A 15,662-nucleotide genomic window follows, 5' to 3' on the forward strand; every position below is an offset into this window, starting at 1 on the left:
GGTCGTTATGGTATCTCTCTATCTTGCTTCTGGTTCCCCACGTCGTCAGGAACTTCTTACTCAGCTTGGCATAACGTTTGAGCAAGTGGTTCCCGGTATTGAAGAACTGCGCCGCCCGCAAGAGTCGGCTCAGCAATACGTGACGCGCCTGGCGCGCGAGAAAGCGCAGGCGGGTGTTGCCTTGACCCGTCAGGATCTCCCCGTTCTTGGGGCGGATACGATCGTTATCCTCAACGGTGAAGTGCTGGAAAAACCGCGTGACCCTGCTCATGCAGCAGCGATGTTGCGTCGGCTTTCAGGAAATACCCACCAGGTCATGACCGCCGTGGCGCTGGCCGATAGCCAGTATACGCTCGACTGTCTGGTCGTCACCGAAGTGACGTTTCGGGCACTCTCTGACGAGGACATCGCAGGCTATGTTGCGAGCGGAGAACCTTTAGATAAAGCAGGTGCATACGGTATTCAAGGGCTAGGTGGCTGTTTCGTCAGGAAGATAAATGGCAGCTATCACGCCGTAGTCGGCTTACCGCTGGTGGAAACGTATGAGTTGCTGAATAACTTTAACTCGCTACGTGAGAAAAGGGATCAACATGACGGCTGAACTGTTAGTAAACGTGACGCCATCGGAGACGCGGGTGGCGTACATCGATGGCGGCATTTTGCAGGAAATTCATATTGAGCGTGAAGCGCGACGCGGAATAGTAGGCAATATCTACAAAGGTCGTGTCAGTCGAGTCTTGCCGGGTATGCAGGCGGCTTTTGTAGATATTGGTCTGGAGAAGGCAGCGTTCCTTCATGCGTCCGATATTATGCCGCATACCGAATGCGTGGCCGGTGAAGAGCAAAAACAGTTCACCGTTCGCGATATCTCTGAGCTGGTGCGTCAGGGGCAAGATCTGATGGTACAGGTGGTGAAAGATCCGCTTGGTACTAAAGGCGCTCGCCTGACGACTGATATCACCTTGCCGTCTCGTTACCTGGTGTTTATGCCAGGGGCCTCCCACGTGGGCGTTTCGCAGCGTATTGAAAGCGAAGCTGAACGTGAGCGCTTGAAAAAAGTGGTGTCTGAATACTGCGACGAACAGGGCGGCTTTATTATCCGCACTGCGGCAGAAGGGGTGTGTGAAGAGGATTTAGCCTCTGATGCGGCCTATCTGAAGCGCGTCTGGACCAAAGTCATGGAGCGCAAGAAACGCAACCAAACCCGCTATCAAATGTACGGTGAGCTGGCGCTGGCGCAGCGTGTGCTGCGTGATTTTGCCGACGCACAGCTGGATAAAATTCGCGTCGATTCGCGTCTAACCTACGAAGCGCTGCTGGAATTTACCGCCGAATACATCCCGGAAATGACCCGCAAGCTGGAACATTACAGCGGTCGCCAACCTATTTTCGACCTCTATGATGTCGAAAACGAAATTCAGCGCGCGCTGGAGCGCAAGGTTGAGCTGAAGTCTGGCGGTTATCTGATAATCGACCAAACGGAAGCGATGACCACCATCGACATTAATACCGGGGCGTTTGTTGGCCACCGTAATCTCGATGACACCATTTTCAATACTAATATTGAAGCGACGCAGGCGATTGCGCGTCAACTGCGCCTGCGCAACCTCGGCGGTATCATTATCATCGACTTTATCGATATGAATAATGAAGATCACCGTCGTCGCGTTCTACACTCTTTGGAGCAGGCGCTGAGCAAAGACCGGGTGAAAACCAGCGTTAACGGCTTCTCACCGCTGGGGCTGGTGGAGATGACCCGCAAACGCACCCGCGAGAGCGTTGAACACGTGCTCTGCACCGATTGCCCAACCTGCCACGGGCGCGGCACGGTGAAAACCGTCGAAACGGTGTGCTACGAAATCATGCGTGAAATTGTGCGAGTACATCATGCTTATGATTCCGATCGTTTCCTGGTGTACGCCTCCCCATCCGTCGCCGAAACGCTGAAAGGCGAAGAGTCTCACGCGTTGGCGGAAGTTGAAATTTTTGTCGGCAAGCAGGTCAAAGTACAGATTGAACCGCTCTATAACCCGGAGCAGTTTGATGTGGTTATGATGTAATTACGCAGCCTGCTGCAACCCAAGGAGAGATGCGTGAGGCGATTGCCGGGGATTTTACTGCTCACCGTAGCTACACTGATTGTCATTGTCGCGCTGCTGGTGAGTGGCCTGCGTCTCGCCTTGCCGCATCTGGATAAATGGCGTCCGGCGCTGCTTTCAAAAATTGAGACGGCCACCGGGCTGCCGATATCCGCTTCCCAAATTCAGGCGAGCTGGCAAACTTTTGGCCCGACGCTCGATGTGCGTGACATTAAAGCGGGCTTAAGCGACGGCGGTAAGCTGTCCATCAAACGTGCCTCGATGGCGCTCGACGTTTGGCAAAGTCTGCTGCACATGCGCTGGCAGTTCCGCGAGCTGACCTTCTGGCAGCTCCAGATCCACACCAATACCCCTTTGCAAAAAAACAAGGGCGGCGATGGCCTGAAAGGCGATCGCATCAGCGACCTGTTTCTGCGCCAGTTTGACCACTTCGTCTTGCGTGACAGTCATCTCAGCTTCCTGACGCTTTCCGGCCAGCGCGCTGAGTTGGCCATTCCGCAACTGACGTGGGTGAACGATAAAAACCGTCACCGCGCTGAAGGCGAACTGAGCCTTTCCAGCCTCACCGGCCAGCACGGGGTGATGAAAGTGCGCATGGATTTGCGCGATGAAAGTGGGCTGTTGAATAAAGGCCGCCTGTGGTTGCAGGCCGACGACATCGACGTTAAGCCGTGGCTGAACCGCTGGATGCAAGACAACATCGCGCTGACCCGCGCGCGCTTTAGTCTTGAAGGCTGGGCATCGCTGGATAACGGAGAAATTGCCAGCGGCGATGTGTTGCTGAAACAGGGCGGGGCAAGCTGGGAAGGCGACCAGCGCACGCACCAGTTGGCGGTAGACAACCTCACTGCGCACCTGTCGCGAGAAAAAGAGGGTTGGGAGCTTCGTATTCCTGACACGCGCATCACCATTGACGATACACCGTGGCCGCGCGGGGCGCTGGCGTTGGCGTGGGTTCCGGCACAAGAAGTGGGCGGGGCAAACCATCAGCGTAGTGATGAACTGCGTCTGCGCGCCAGCCACCTGTCGCTGGCTGGGCTGAACGGCCTGCTGCCGATTGCGGAAAAATTATCTCCGCAGGTCGCCGATATTTGGCGCACCACGCAACCCAGCGGCATGATTGATGCGCTGGCGATGGACATCCCATTACAGGACACCGGCAAAACCCGCTTTAATGCCCGCTGGGACAACCTGGCCTGGAAGCAGTGGGAGCTACTGCCGGGCGCAGAGAACGTGTCTGGCAGCATTAGCGGGAGTGTCGAAAACGGTGAGCTACAGGTTGCCGTGCAGGACGCGCGGATGCCGTATGAACATGTGTTCCGTGCGCCGCTGGAAATCGCCAACGGCGCTGCCACGCTGAGCTGGCAGAACAACGATAAAGGTTTCATGCTGGATGGGCGCAATATCGACGTACAGGCGACGGGTGTTCGCGCCAGCGGCGGTTTCCGCTACCTCCAGCCTGCGGATGATCAACCGTGGTTGGGTATCCTGGCGGGGATCAGCACCGACGACGGCGGTCAGGCGTGGCGTTACTTCCCGGAAAACCTGATGGGCAGCAAGCTGGTTGACTACCTGAGTGGTGCGATTAAAGCCGGAAAAGCCGAGAATGCCACGCTGGTTTACGGCGGTAATCCGCACTTGTTCCCTTATAAGCACAACGAAGGCCAGTTCCAGGTGTATGTACCGCTGCGCGATGCCACCTTTGCCTTCCAGCCGGACTGGCCTGCGTTGAGCAATCTGGACATTGAGTTAAATTTCATCAACGACGGCCTGTGGATGAAGGCGGATAAAGCGACGCTCGGCGGTGTGACTGCCAGCAATCTTAACGCGTCGATTCCTGACTACAGCAAAGAGAAGCTGCTGATTGATGCCGATATTAACGGCCCGGGTAAAGCGGTTGGCCCTTATTTCAAAGAGACGCCGCTTAGCGCGTCATTAGGCGCAACGCTCGACGAGCTTCAGCTTGATGGTGATGTGAGTGCTTGCTTACATCTCAATATTCCGCTGGATGGCGAGCTGGTGAGCGCCAAAGGCGACGTCGCGCTGAATAACAACAGCCTGTATATCAAGCCGCTGGATAGCACGTTGCACAACCTGAAAGGCAAATTCAGCTTTGATAACGGCAACCTGACCAGCGCACCGCTGACCGCGACCTGGTTTAACCAGCCGCTGAACGTGGACTTCACCACCACCGAAGGCGCGAAAGCGTATCAGGTTGGGGTGAATCTTCAGGCCGATTGGCAGCCCGCGCGTACCGGTGTGCTGCCAAAACAGCTCAACGACGCGCTGAAAGGTAGCGTACCGTGGAAAGGCAATGTCTCCATTGAATTGCCGTATCACGGCAGCGCCACTTACAAAATTGGCATTACCGGTGATCTGCAAAATGTGAGCAGTAACTTACCGTCTCCGGCTAATAAAACTGCGGGGCAGCCGTTGCCGCTGAAGCTTAACGTTGACGGCAACCTGCATCGTTTTGACCTTACCGGTAACGTCGGCGCGGAAAACCATCTCAACAGCCGCTGGCTGCTGGGTAACAAACTGCGGTTAGAAAGCGCTATCTGGACGTCAGAAAGCCGCACGATCCCTCCGTTGCCGCAAACGCCGGGCATTGAGTTGAATTTACCGCCGATGGACGGCGCGCAGTGGCTGGCGCTATTCCAGCACGGCGCGGCAGATGGTGTCAGTTCTGCTGCCGCCTTCCCGCAGAATATTACGCTGCGAACGCCATCTCTGGCTCTGGGCGGGCAGCAGTGGAATAACCTGAGTATCGTTTCACAACCCACGACGGATGGTACGCGGGTTGAAGCGCAAGGGCGGGAAATTAACGCCAGCCTGACGATGAAAAACAACGCGCCGTGGCAGGCTGCGGTGCGCTATCTGTACTACAACCCGTCGGTAAGCCCGTTGGCGGCAGCGGCTTCAACACCGACGGATAACGTCGTTTCGGGCAACAACACCGTGGATTTCCACGGCTGGCCTGACCTGCAACTGCGCTGTGCTGAATGCTGGCTGTGGGGGCAAAAATATGGCCGCATTGACGGTGATTTTACGGTTAAAGGCGACACCCTCATGCTGGCGAATGGCCTGGTGGATACGGGCTTCGGGCGCTTAACCGCCGATGGCATGTGGGTTAACGCGCCTGTCGGGCAGCGCACCTCGCTGAAGGGTAAAATCCACGGCAACAAGATTGACGATGCGGTAACGTTCTTTGGCGCCTCGACGCCGATTCGCGATTCTTCCGTTGATATCGACTACGATTTACACTGGCGCAATAAACCGTGGCAGCCGGATATCGCATCGCTGAACGGTATTTTGAAAGCGCACGTAGGCAAAGGGCAGTTTACCGATTTATCGACCGGCCATGCCGGGCAGTTGCTGCGTCTGCTGAGTGTCGATGCGCTGCTGCGTAAGCTGCGTTTTGACTTTAGCGACACCTTTAGCGAAGGGTTCTATTTTGACTCGATTCGCAGCACCTCATGGATTAAAGACGGGGTGCTGAATACCGACGACACGCTGGTGGATGGCCTGGAGGCGGATATCGCCATGAAAGGCTCCGTTAACCTGGTGCGCCGTGAGCTGAACATGGAAGCGATTGTCGCGCCAGAAATCTCGGCGACAGTCAGCGTTGCCACCGCTTTTGCGGTTAACCCGATTATCGGCGCAGCGGTTTTCGCTGCCACCAAAGTATTGGGGCCGCTGTGGAGCAAAGTATCCATTCTGCGTTATCGCATCACTGGCCCTATCGACAAGCCACAAATTAACGAAGTGCTGCGCCAGGAGCGTAGCGATAAAAAGCCATGATTTGACGCAAGCTTTGAATTGCCTCAATCTCATAACACAAACACCCGGAATTCAGGCCCGAAATGCGTGAGACGCACGGGCATCAACGAGTAGCGAAATAATGAGTTTAAATCTGGTAAGTGAACAATTGCTGGCGGCGAACGGCCTGAATCATCAGGATCTGTTTGCCATTCTTGGTCAACTCACAGAGCGCCGTCTTGATTATGGCGATCTCTATTTTCAGTCCAGCTATCACGAATCCTGGGTTCTCGAAGACCGCATCATTAAAGATGGTTCTTACAATATCGACCAGGGCGTCGGGGTTCGTGCGGTGAGCGGTGAGAAAACCGGTTTCGCCTACGCCGACCAAATTAGCCTGCTGGCATTACAGCAGAGCGCACAGGCTGCGCGCACCATCGTGCGTGACGCTGGTGATGGCAAAGTTCACACGCTGGGCGCGGTAGAGCATCCGGCGCTGTATACCTCGCTTGACCCGCTGCAAAGCATGACGCGTGAAGAGAAACTGGACATTCTGCGCCGCGTGGATAGCGTAGCGCGTGCTGCCGACTCTCGCGTGCAAGAAGTGAGCGCCAGCCTGACCGGCGTTTATGAGCTGATTTTAGTGGCGGCGACCGACGGTACGCTGGCTGCCGATGTGCGTCCACTGGTGCGTCTGTCGGTGAGCGTGCAGGTTGAAGACAACGGCAAGCGCGAACGTGGCGCAAGCGGCGGCGGTGGCCGTTTTGGTTATGACTATTTCCTCGCAGACCTCGACGGCGAAGTGCGCGCCGATGCATGGGCGAAAGAAGCCGTGCGAATGGCGCTGGTGAATCTGTCGGCAGTTGCCGCTCCGGCGGGTACGCTGCCGGTGGTGCTGGGCGCAGGCTGGCCTGGCGTTCTGCTGCACGAAGCGGTAGGCCACGGTCTGGAAGGTGATTTCAACCGTCGCGGCACGTCAGTATTCAGCGGGCAAATGGGCCAACAGGTGGCATCTGAGCTGTGCACCATCGTTGATGACGGAACCATAACCGATCGCCGTGGTTCAGTAGCTATCGACGATGAAGGTACGCCGGGTCAGTACAATGTGCTGATCGAAAACGGCGTCCTGAAAGGCTATATGCAGGATAAACTCAACGCGCGTCTGATGGGCGTTGCGCCAACCGGTAATGGCCGTCGTGAATCTTACGCGCACCTGCCGATGCCGCGAATGACCAATACCTACATGCTGGCAGGTAAATCCACGCCGCAGGAAATTATTGAATCCGTGGAGTACGGCCTGTATGCGCCGAACTTTGGCGGCGGCCAGGTGGATATCACCTCCGGTAAGTTCGTGTTCTCCACCTCGGAAGCCTACCTGATTGAAAACGGTAAAGTGACCAAACCGGTGAAAGGCGCGACGCTGATTGGCTCTGGTATCGAAACCATGCAGCAGGTATCGATGGTAGGTAATGACCTGAAGCTGGATAACGGCGTCGGCGTGTGCGGTAAAGAAGGGCAGAGCTTGCCGGTTGGCGTAGGCCAGCCAACGCTGAAGGTTGATAACTTGACCGTGGGCGGCACTGCGTAATTTCGTCCTGCCGGATGGTGGCTGCGTCTTATCTGACCTACGAGGTTCGTAAGCGTAGCCCCTCCGGCAAAATCATTTCACTCGTTTGCCCGTTTCGCCTTTGTCGCGCATTCCCTGATATAAGCTCGCCACCTCAACAAAATAGTCGGTCAGGTAGTTGATACAGACCTGCACCTTCAGCGGTAGTTTATCTTTCTCTGTGTAGAGCGCGTAAACCGGTCGCGGATCGGACTGATAGCGCGGCAGCAGGATCTCCACATCGCCCCGATTGATCTCCTCGATGACCCACATTAATGGCACGTAGGCGATCCCTGCTCCGGCAGAGATCCAGCGGCCTAATGTCATCGGATCGTTAGTGACAAAGCGCCCTTCTGGTGCGAACCGTGTCGTCTGGCCTTCTGGCGCAATTAACTCAAATTCATTATGCGGGCGAACGCTGTATTCCAGCCAGGAGTGGTTCACCAGGTCGGCCGGTTTTTCCGGCACGCCCGCCTGTTGCAGATAGCTTTTGGCGGCACAGATAACCATGGGCATTGAGCCTAAGCGGCGGGAGAACAGGCTGGAATCCTGGAGCGCGCCGACGCGGATGACGACATCAAGCCCATCGGCAATCAGGTCTGGTGAGGGAATTCCGGTCACTAAATTTACCGTCAGACCTGAATACTCTTTCAACATCTCGGCGGTTATCCTGGCGAGAACATTTTGTGCCATAGTTGAAGAACAGCCCACGCGCAGCGTACCGATAGGCGTGTTGTTGAAAGCGTAAAGCTGCTCGTGCACGTCCTTCACTTCAAACAACATGCGGCGGCAGCCCTGATAGTAAATTTTACCGGCTTCGGTCAGGCCAATGCTGCGAGTGCTGCGGTTGAGGAGCTTAACTTGTAGTTCATCTTCCAGTTTAGAGACAGTCTGGCTGATGGAGGAAACGCTCATTTTTAGCTGTCGTGCCGCGGCGGTAAAGGAGCCTTGCTCAACAACTTTGGCAAATACCGACATCCGTTTTAATCGTTCCATTATTCACTCTGGCTTAAAAGTGATTTGCATCACATTATGTAGATAACAGGATAACAGTTACGTTAAAATACTGTTAGTTGCATAACTAAAAATCCAAATCTTACCTGCACGCTAGTCTAGCAAAGGTCAACATGAGTCTGTTTCCTGTCATCGTGATTTTCGGTCTTTCATTTCCGCCGATCTTCTTTGAGCTGTTGTTATCGCTCGCCATTTTTTGGTTGGTGCGTCGAATGCTGACGCCAACCGGGATCTATGATTTTGTTTGGCATCCCGCGTTGTTCAACACGGCGCTGTACTGCTGCCTGTTTTATTTGATATCACGTTTGTTCGTTTGAGGTAGATGTGAAAACACTAACAAGAAAAATCTCCCGTACTGCCGTTACGGTGATTCTGGTTGCCCTGGCTTTCATCGCGATTTTCCGTGCATGGGTCTATTACACCGAATCGCCGTGGACGCGTGACGCCCGCTTTAGTGCCGATGTGGTGGCAATTGCGCCTGACGTTTCAGGTTTGATTACGCAAGTTGCGGTGAAAGATAACCAACTGGTCACGAAAAACCAGGTGCTGTTTGTGATTGACCAGCCGCGCTATCAAAAAGCGCTGGCTGAGGCGGAAGCCGATGTCTCCTATTACCAGGCGTTGGCGGATGAAAAACGTCGTGAAGCCAGCCGACGAAATCAACTGGGCGTCAACGCAATGTCGCGCGAAGAGATTGACCAATCTAATAACGTGCTGCAAACCGTGTTGCACCAAATGGCGAAAGCACAAGCCACGCGTGACCTGGCGCGCCTCGATCTTGAACGCACGGTTATCCGCGCGCCAGCCGATGGGTGGGTTACCAACCTGAATGTCTATGCCGGTGAGTTTATTACTCGTGGCTCCACCGCCGTTGCGTTGGTAAAACAGCATTCGTTCTACGTCGTGGCTTACCTCGAAGAGACAAAGCTTGAAGGTGTACGCCCTGGCTACCGTGCGGAAATTACCCCGCTGGGCAGCAACCATGTGATTAAAGGAACGGTTGATAGCGTCGCTGCGGGTGTCACGAACGCCAGCAGCAGCGTTGACAGCAAAGGCATGGCGACCATCGACTCCAACCTGGAGTGGGTGCGTTTGGCCCAGCGCGTGCCGGTACGTATCCGTCTGGATGAAGAAACGGGCAACCAGTGGCCTGCCGGAACAACCGCCACGGTGGTGATTACCGGTGCGAAAGACCGCGACGCAAGTCAAATGACCTTCTTCCAGAAATTGGCGCTGCGCCTGCGCGAATTCGGTTAATCGTCATGGGCATTTTCAGCATTGCCAACCAGCACATCCGCTTTGCCGTCAAACTGGCCAGCGCCGTGGTGCTGGCGCTGTTTGTCGGCTTCCACTTTCAGCTTGAAACACCACGCTGGGCGGTGCTGACTGCGGCTCTCGTGGCGGCTGGCCCCGCTTTTGCGGCGGGCGGCGAACCTTACGCGGGGGCTATTCGCTATCGCGGAATGTTGCGTATTGTCGGCACGTTTATCGGCTGTATCGCGGCACTGGTGATTATTATCATCATGATTCGCGCGCCGCTTTTAATGCTGCTGGTGTGCAGTATCTGGGCCGGTTTTTGTACGTGGGTATCTTCACTGGTGCGGGTGGAAAACTCCTACGCGTGGGGGCTTTCTGGTTACACGGCGCTGATTATTATCGTCACCATACGGGCCGAGCCGCTGCTTACCCCGCAATTTGCCGTAGAGCGCTGTAGCGAGATAGTGATCGGGATTGTCTGTGCGATCGTCGCCGATCTATTGTTCTCACCGCGCTCGATTAAAAAAGAGATCGATCACGAGCTGGACGCGATGTTGCTCGATCACTATCGCTTAATGCAGTTAGGTATTCAGCATGGTGATAGCGACGAAATAGACCGTGCCTGGCACGCGCTAGTGCGCCGCGCGACTGCGCTGGAAGGGATGCGTACTAATCTGAATATGGAGTCGTCACGCTGGACGCGAGCCAACCGCCGCCTGAAAGCGCTGAACACTGTGTCGCTGACCATGATTACCCAGGCCTGCGAAACGTTTATTATGCAGAACTCGCGACCGGAGCTGGTGACCGACACTTACCGTGAACTGTTTGCTGAGCCGGTTGAAACTGTGCAGGATGTGCATCGCCAGCTTAAGCGTATGCGCCGAGTGCTGGCGTGGACTGGCGAGCATGACACGCCGGTGACCATTTATAGCTGGGTAGGGGCGGCGACGCGCTATCTGCTGTTGAAACGTGGGGTGATTGGCAACACCAAAATCAACGCCCGCGAAGAAGAAATTCTGCAAAGTGAAGTGGTGGTACGCCCGGAATCTGCCGAGCGCCATCACGCGATGGTCAACTTCTGGCGTACAACGTTGTCCTGCGCATTGGGTGTTCTTTTCTGGCTGTGGACAGGCTGGACATCCGGTAGCGGGGCGATGGTGATGATTGCAGTGGTCACTTCGTTGGCGATGCGCTTACCAAACCCACGAATGGTGGCGATTGATTTCATCTATGGCACGATTGCCGCGTTACCGCTGGGCGCACTGTATTTTCTGCTGATTATCCCCGCCACTCAGCAAAGCATGTTGCTGCTGTGTATTAGCCTGGCGGTAATGTGCTTCTTCCTGGGAATTGAGGTACAGAAACGGCGGCTGGGTTCGATGGGGGCGTTAGCCAGTACCATTAATATTTTGGTGCTGGATAACCCGATGACGTTCCACTTTAGCCAGTTTCTCGATAGTGCACTGGGGCAAATCGTCGGCTGTTTTATGGCGTTTATCGTTATCCTGCTTATCCGCGATAACTCCCGCGCACGAACCGGTCGAGTGCTGCTGAACCAATTCGTGTTTGCTGCGGTTTCCGCAATGACCACCAATATGGCGCGGCGCAAAGAAAACCATCTGCCCGCGTTGTACCAGCAACTGTTTTTACTGCTCAACAAATTCCCTGGCGATATCGCTAAATTCCGCCTGGCGCTGACGTTGATTATTGCCCATCAGCGCCTTCGCGATGCGCCTATTCCAGTGAATGACGATCTTTCGGCGTTTCACCACCAACTGCGTCGTACTGCCGACCGGGTAATTTCCGCCAGAAGTGACGATAAACGGCGTTATTACTTCACGCAGTTGCTGGGCGAGCTTGAGGTATATCAGCAGAAATTACAAACCTGGGAGGCGCCCGATCAGGTGACTGAACCGGTTGGCCGGCTGGTGGCGATGCTGCATAAATACCAGGGTGCGCTAACCAGTAGTTAACTTTCACGCCCGGCGCCGATAACGCGCCGGGTGTTTTCATTTGCCGCAAATTCCCCCCGCTTCAGTACACCTGCCTATACTTACAAAGACTCACTTCACAGGAGGGTGTAATGACCACGCAAGTATGGCAAGACAATGATCTCTTTCAGACAGGCTATCTGGTGAATGGCGAATGGCATCACCTTGAGACCACTTTTGAGGTGTTAAACCCCGCCACAGGCGAGGTGGTAGCCAAAGTGGCTAAGGCTGGGAAAAAAGAGACTGAACTGGCGATTGCCGCCGCTGCGCGAGCGTTTCCACTGTGGCGAGCAAAAACGGCAAAAGCACGCTCAGAGTTACTGTACCGCTGGTATCACCTGATCATTGAACATAAAAGCTGGCTGGCGCATCTGATGACCGTCGAGCAGGGCAAGCCGCTGAAAGAGGCCGAAGGTGAGGTGGAGTACGCCGCGAGCTTTATCCAATGGTTTGCTGAGCAGGGAAAACGGGCGAATGGTGAAATCATTCCGCCGGTAAAATCCGGCTCGCGTATTTTGGCCACCCGTGAACCGATTGGCGTCGTCGCGGCGATTACGCCGTGGAACTTCCCTATGGCGATGCTCACTCGCAAGCTCGGCCCCGCGCTCGCCGCTGGGTGTACTGGGGTCATTAAACCCGCGAATAATACGCCGCTGTGTGCCTTTGCGTTGTTGGTGCTGGCGAAAAAAGCCGGTATTCCTGACGGCGTGTTGAATGCGGTGGCGGGTAATACCCAGGAGATTAGCGATGCCATAATGGCGAGCCATGATGTTCGTAAAATTTCCTTCACCGGCTCCACGGCGGTGGGGAAAACGCTGGTTCGCAATGCCGCAGAAACCATGAAAAAAGTTTCAATGGAACTGGGTGGTAACGCACCGTATATCGTTTTCGAAGATGCTGATATCGACGCCGCAGTACAAGGGGCGATGGCTAACAAATTCCGTAACGCTGGGCAGGTGTGCGTCAGCGTTAACCGCTTCTATATCCACGATAGCGTGTATGAAAGTTTTGTTAGCCAACTTAGCGCCGCCGTGAAGGCGTTGAAAGTGGGCAATGGGCTGGACGAAGGGGTTATTGTCGGGCCATTGATTGAAGCATCGGCGGTGAAAAAGGTACGTGAGCATGTTGAAGATGCGTTAGCTAAAGGTGCGACCGTGCTTGCGGGAGGCCAGCCGCACGCGCTGGGCGGGAATTTCTGGCAGCCGACGGTGCTGGGTGAGTGCCAGGAGAATATGCTGCTGGCGCAAGAAGAGACATTTGGCCCACTGGCGGCCTGTTTCCGTTTCCGCGATGAAGACGAAGTGATTCAACGGGCAAACAATACACCGTATGGCCTGGCGGCCTACTTCTACAGCCAAAATTTGTCCCGTGTTTTCCGCGTCTCGCAGGCGTTAGAGAGCGGGATGATTGGCATTAACGAATGCGCCGTTTCAACCGAGCTGGGGCCGTTTGGCGGCGTGAAAGAGTCCGGGCTGGGGCGTGAAGGATCGGTGCTGGGTTTAGAGGAGTACCTTGAGGTGAAAACGCTACACATTGGGGGACTTTAGTCTTGTTGGCGGGAAGGGGGCAGACAATGAAAATCTATACTTTTGATTTCGATGAGATAGAGGATCAGGGCGATTTTTACCGGGAGTTTGCCCGACTCTTTGCCCTCGAAAAAGACAGCATCCATGACCTGGACACGCTGTGGGATGTGGTTACCAGCCCGCAGATGCCGCTGCCGCTAGAGATAGAATTCAGCCATCTTGATGACAAACAGCGTCGGCGCTACGGCGCGCTGATTCTGCTGTTTGATGAGGCCGAAGAGGAGCTGGAAGGGATGCTGCGCTTTAACGTACAACGCGGATGAAAAAAGCCCTCGCGTAAGGGCGAGGGCAAGTCGTCGGACAAGACGACGAGGGTTTATTTGTACAGTTCAGCCGTTGCGTGCCAATGGTCGCCGGTACGCGCTTCAATGATGCGGTAGCTGCTGGCACCTTCTTTTTCTGCTTTTGCGGCTAACTGACTGCTCATATCCATTGGGGCACTGCCGATTTGAGAGACAGAGATAGTGCCCATGGGTTGCAGGTTCTGCGCCTGGTCGGCGGTGACTTGATGTACTGCGGCGCTTGCGCCGAAAGAGAGTACGGATGCCAGACCAAGGGATGCGATAATCATTGCGCTTTTCATATTTTTTACTCCTCACCTTATTTTTCAGCGGTGAGAGGATATGTTTTCTAATTCCTGAGACCGCTGTGGTAATTCATTTTTTTTTACTGCCGACGTATTGCTTCACACGACTTATTTGTACAGTTCAGCCGTTGCGTGCCAGTGGTCACCAGTACGTGCTTCAATCACACGATATGACGACGCACCTTGTTCTTCCGCTTTCTTGTTCAGCATTTCATGCATATCCATTGGGGACGAACCCACGGAGCCAACAGATACAGTGCCGATAGGCTGACGGTTTTGCGCTTGAGCGCTGTTGATAGAATCTGCGGCGAACGCACCAAATGAGATAACGGACAGGATGCTCAGAGCGGCAACAGTTGTTTTGATTTTCATGATACTCACCTCGTCGAATTTTTTTGAAGGGCCTTTGTTTTGTGACCCTCATCACGAAATTAAGTATACACTAATCACATAAAATATTAATACCTAACTAATGGTTTCGTGTGTAATTACATGTCAAGAATCGTCATTTTTAGAACAAATACGTATAAAAAATCACATAATCTGGCTAAGTATTCGGCTAATAATGCGTAAAATCAAAAAGATAGATGAATTTGATATTTTGTGCGCTTAAGACAGGATATATTCACTGAATATATGTATTTGGCTGAAAAATCGCACTAAATGCTAACGAAGCGGTAGTTGAAGCTGCGGGAATGATGGGGAAGGGCAGACTCCTCTGGAAGCCCAGAGGAGAAAAGAGGGGTTACAGTTCTTGTTCGAACAGAACCTGAATAGCCTCGTAGAGATCTTTAACCGTGAACCCTCGCGCTGGGGTGGTGAAGATGGTGTCATCACCAGCAATGCTGCCGAGGATACCTTCCGCTTTGCCCAGTGAGTCCAGCAGGCGGGCTATCAACTGTGCGGCCCCTGGGCTGGTATGGATAACGACAACGGCATCGTTATAGTCAATATCCAGCACCAGATTCTTCAGCGGGCTGCTGGTTGTCGGAACGCCAAGCTCTGCGGGCAGGCAATAAACCATCTCCATTTTGGCATTGCGTGTACGCACAGCGCCAAACTTCGTCAGCATACGAGAAATCTTGGATTGGTTGATATTATCGAAGCCTTCTTCTTGCAAGGCCTGAACAATTTCGCCCTGAGAGCTAAATTTTTCTTCCTTCAGCAACGCTTTAAAGGCTTTAACTAATTCTTCTTGTTTAGTTGGACTTCGCATATGTCACCTGGTTATAGGGGTGAAATTAACATTATTATGCATATAGGTGATTATTCTATGCAAAATAATTTATCCCAAAAGACTGGGCCAAATAGAGAAAGGCAAGATTTTATCAAAATTTAGACCTAAGAAACATGTCTATGTCACGGGATCTAAATAAGTTAAAAGTAAATGAAATGTTATTGAATTGATGTTGTTTTATACAACATGCTGACTATATTGTAATCGATAGTTGATGAAAATTTGGTTTCGTAGATATACACATCATCTTTCAAGCGGCTTCTGTGTTGGCTGCACTTGCTGACACGAACCTGAATGATTTTGTGTGTATGCCCGTCATACTTCGAGTTGCTTGGGTGTTGGCTGTTTTCACTCACCCCCTGGGGTTTCGCTCAGTCACCGCCTACAAGCAACTCAAATTATTTTGGGTATAGATCTTTTTTCGGGAGTTGTGCGGAGACCGTCAGCAATGCTGTTGGATAGTCTGCATGCTGTAATGCATTACTATTGTAATTATTTACCCAGTGAATTAAGGTCGCCGCAATGGA

The 15,662-nt window shown here is 53.7% G+C and carries 13 protein-coding genes; 9 read left to right on the forward strand and 4 right to left on the reverse strand.

Annotated elements, in window-relative coordinates; all coding sequences use genetic code 11:
- The first annotated feature begins 7 nt into the window (after nucleotides 1-7).
- The 4 genes from AC6I4B_RS02465 to tldD all read left to right on the forward strand — a co-directional run bounded on the left by AC6I4B_RS02465 (nucleotide 8) and on the right by tldD (nucleotide 7,446).
- Nucleotides 8-601: a Maf family protein gene (locus AC6I4B_RS02465; protein ID WP_497769315.1), complete on the forward strand. Its 594-nt coding sequence runs from the start codon at nucleotides 8-10 to the stop codon at nucleotides 599-601.
- Nucleotides 591-2,060 (forward strand): ribonuclease G, encoded by a 1,470-nt coding sequence (rng, locus tag AC6I4B_RS02470; RefSeq protein ID WP_497769316.1) that lies wholly within the window; start codon nucleotides 591-593, stop codon nucleotides 2,058-2,060. Before AC6I4B_RS02465 ends, rng begins: the two co-directional genes overlap by 11 nt.
- 33 nt (nucleotides 2,061-2,093) lie before the next feature.
- Complete coding sequence (gene yhdP, locus AC6I4B_RS02475) at nucleotides 2,094-5,900, forward strand: AsmA2 domain-containing protein YhdP (RefSeq protein WP_497769318.1); 3,807 nt, start codon at nucleotides 2,094-2,096, stop codon at nucleotides 5,898-5,900.
- 100 nt (nucleotides 5,901-6,000) lie between these two features.
- Nucleotides 6,001-7,446: a metalloprotease TldD gene (gene tldD / locus AC6I4B_RS02480; RefSeq protein ID WP_497769319.1), complete on the forward strand. Its 1,446-nt coding sequence runs from the start codon at nucleotides 6,001-6,003 to the stop codon at nucleotides 7,444-7,446.
- 72 nt (nucleotides 7,447-7,518) lie between these two features.
- Here the strand turns inward: tldD and aaeR are convergent, their stop codons facing one another.
- Nucleotides 7,519-8,460, reverse strand: coding sequence for an HTH-type transcriptional activator AaeR (gene aaeR / locus AC6I4B_RS02485; protein ID WP_497769321.1), 942 nt, complete (start codon nucleotides 8,458-8,460; stop codon nucleotides 7,519-7,521).
- A 131-nt stretch (nucleotides 8,461-8,591) separates the two neighbouring features.
- Between aaeR and aaeX the strand changes: the two genes are divergently transcribed.
- The 5 genes from aaeX to AC6I4B_RS02510 all read left to right on the forward strand — a co-directional run bounded on the left by aaeX (nucleotide 8,592) and on the right by AC6I4B_RS02510 (nucleotide 13,575).
- Nucleotides 8,592-8,795, forward strand: a complete 204-nt coding sequence (aaeX, locus tag AC6I4B_RS02490; RefSeq protein WP_497769322.1) for a p-hydroxybenzoic acid efflux pump operon protein AaeX — start codon at nucleotides 8,592-8,594, stop codon at nucleotides 8,793-8,795.
- Between the two features lie 7 nt (nucleotides 8,796-8,802).
- Nucleotides 8,803-9,735 carry a p-hydroxybenzoic acid efflux pump subunit AaeA gene (gene aaeA, locus AC6I4B_RS02495; RefSeq protein WP_497769324.1) on the forward strand — a complete coding sequence of 311 codons (933 nt, stop codon included), beginning with the start codon at nucleotides 8,803-8,805 and terminating at the stop codon, nucleotides 9,733-9,735.
- Between the two features lie 5 nt (nucleotides 9,736-9,740).
- Complete coding sequence (gene aaeB / locus AC6I4B_RS02500) at nucleotides 9,741-11,708, forward strand: p-hydroxybenzoic acid efflux pump subunit AaeB (RefSeq protein WP_497769326.1); 1,968 nt, start codon at nucleotides 9,741-9,743, stop codon at nucleotides 11,706-11,708.
- Nucleotides 11,709-11,818: 110 nt separating this feature from the next.
- Nucleotides 11,819-13,273 (forward strand): NAD-dependent succinate-semialdehyde dehydrogenase, encoded by a 1,455-nt coding sequence (locus tag AC6I4B_RS02505; RefSeq protein WP_497769327.1) that lies wholly within the window; start codon nucleotides 11,819-11,821, stop codon nucleotides 13,271-13,273.
- Nucleotides 13,274-13,299: 26 nt separating this feature from the next.
- Nucleotides 13,300-13,575: a barstar family protein gene (locus AC6I4B_RS02510; RefSeq protein WP_497769329.1), complete on the forward strand. Its 276-nt coding sequence runs from the start codon at nucleotides 13,300-13,302 to the stop codon at nucleotides 13,573-13,575.
- Nucleotides 13,576-13,628: 53 nt separating this feature from the next.
- On the opposite strand, the gene yhcN-B is transcribed toward AC6I4B_RS02510, so the two are convergent.
- The 3 genes from yhcN-B to argR all read right to left on the reverse strand — a co-directional run bounded on the left by yhcN-B (nucleotide 13,629) and on the right by argR (nucleotide 15,114).
- The gene (gene yhcN-B / locus AC6I4B_RS02515; protein ID WP_497769331.1) at nucleotides 13,629-13,895 is read right to left on the reverse strand and encodes a DUF1471 family stress response protein YhcN-B; all 267 of its coding nucleotides are present in this window, start codon (nucleotides 13,893-13,895) and stop codon (nucleotides 13,629-13,631) included.
- Nucleotides 13,896-14,006: 111 nt separating this feature from the next.
- Nucleotides 14,007-14,270 (reverse strand): peroxide/acid stress response protein YhcN, encoded by a 264-nt coding sequence (yhcN, locus tag AC6I4B_RS02520; protein ID WP_497769332.1) that lies wholly within the window; start codon nucleotides 14,268-14,270, stop codon nucleotides 14,007-14,009.
- A gap of 373 nt (nucleotides 14,271-14,643) precedes the next feature.
- A complete protein-coding gene (gene argR, locus AC6I4B_RS02525) occupies nucleotides 14,644-15,114 on the reverse strand; it encodes a transcriptional regulator ArgR (RefSeq protein ID WP_497769334.1) in 471 nt (156 codons plus the stop codon).
- Nucleotides 15,115-15,662: the final 548 nt, after the last annotated feature.

Source organism: Kluyvera fluvialis, assembly GCF_059725275.1.

Bases quoted from the DNA above. Each gene is read 5' to 3' on its own strand.
- AC6I4B_RS02465 (WP_497769315.1), top strand. From the start codon at position 8: ATGGTATCTCTCTATCTTGCTTCTGGTTCCCCACGTCGTCAGGAACTT.
- rng (WP_497769316.1), top strand. From the start codon at position 591: ATGACGGCTGAACTGTTAGTAAACGTGACGCCATCGGAGACGCGGGTG.
- tldD (WP_497769319.1), top strand. From the start codon at position 6,001: ATGAGTTTAAATCTGGTAAGTGAACAATTGCTGGCGGCGAACGGCCTG.
- aaeR (WP_497769321.1), bottom strand. From the start codon at position 8,460: ATGGAACGATTAAAACGGATGTCGGTATTTGCCAAAGTTGTTGAGCAA.
- aaeX (WP_497769322.1), top strand. From the start codon at position 8,592: ATGAGTCTGTTTCCTGTCATCGTGATTTTCGGTCTTTCATTTCCGCCG.
- aaeB (WP_497769326.1), top strand. From the start codon at position 9,741: ATGGGCATTTTCAGCATTGCCAACCAGCACATCCGCTTTGCCGTCAAA.
- AC6I4B_RS02505 (WP_497769327.1), top strand. From the start codon at position 11,819: ATGACCACGCAAGTATGGCAAGACAATGATCTCTTTCAGACAGGCTAT.
- AC6I4B_RS02510 (WP_497769329.1), top strand. From the start codon at position 13,300: ATGAAAATCTATACTTTTGATTTCGATGAGATAGAGGATCAGGGCGAT.
- yhcN-B (WP_497769331.1), bottom strand. From the start codon at position 13,895: ATGAAAAGCGCAATGATTATCGCATCCCTTGGTCTGGCATCCGTACTC.
- yhcN (WP_497769332.1), bottom strand. From the start codon at position 14,270: ATGAAAATCAAAACAACTGTTGCCGCTCTGAGCATCCTGTCCGTTATC.
- argR (WP_497769334.1), bottom strand. From the start codon at position 15,114: ATGCGAAGTCCAACTAAACAAGAAGAATTAGTTAAAGCCTTTAAAGCG.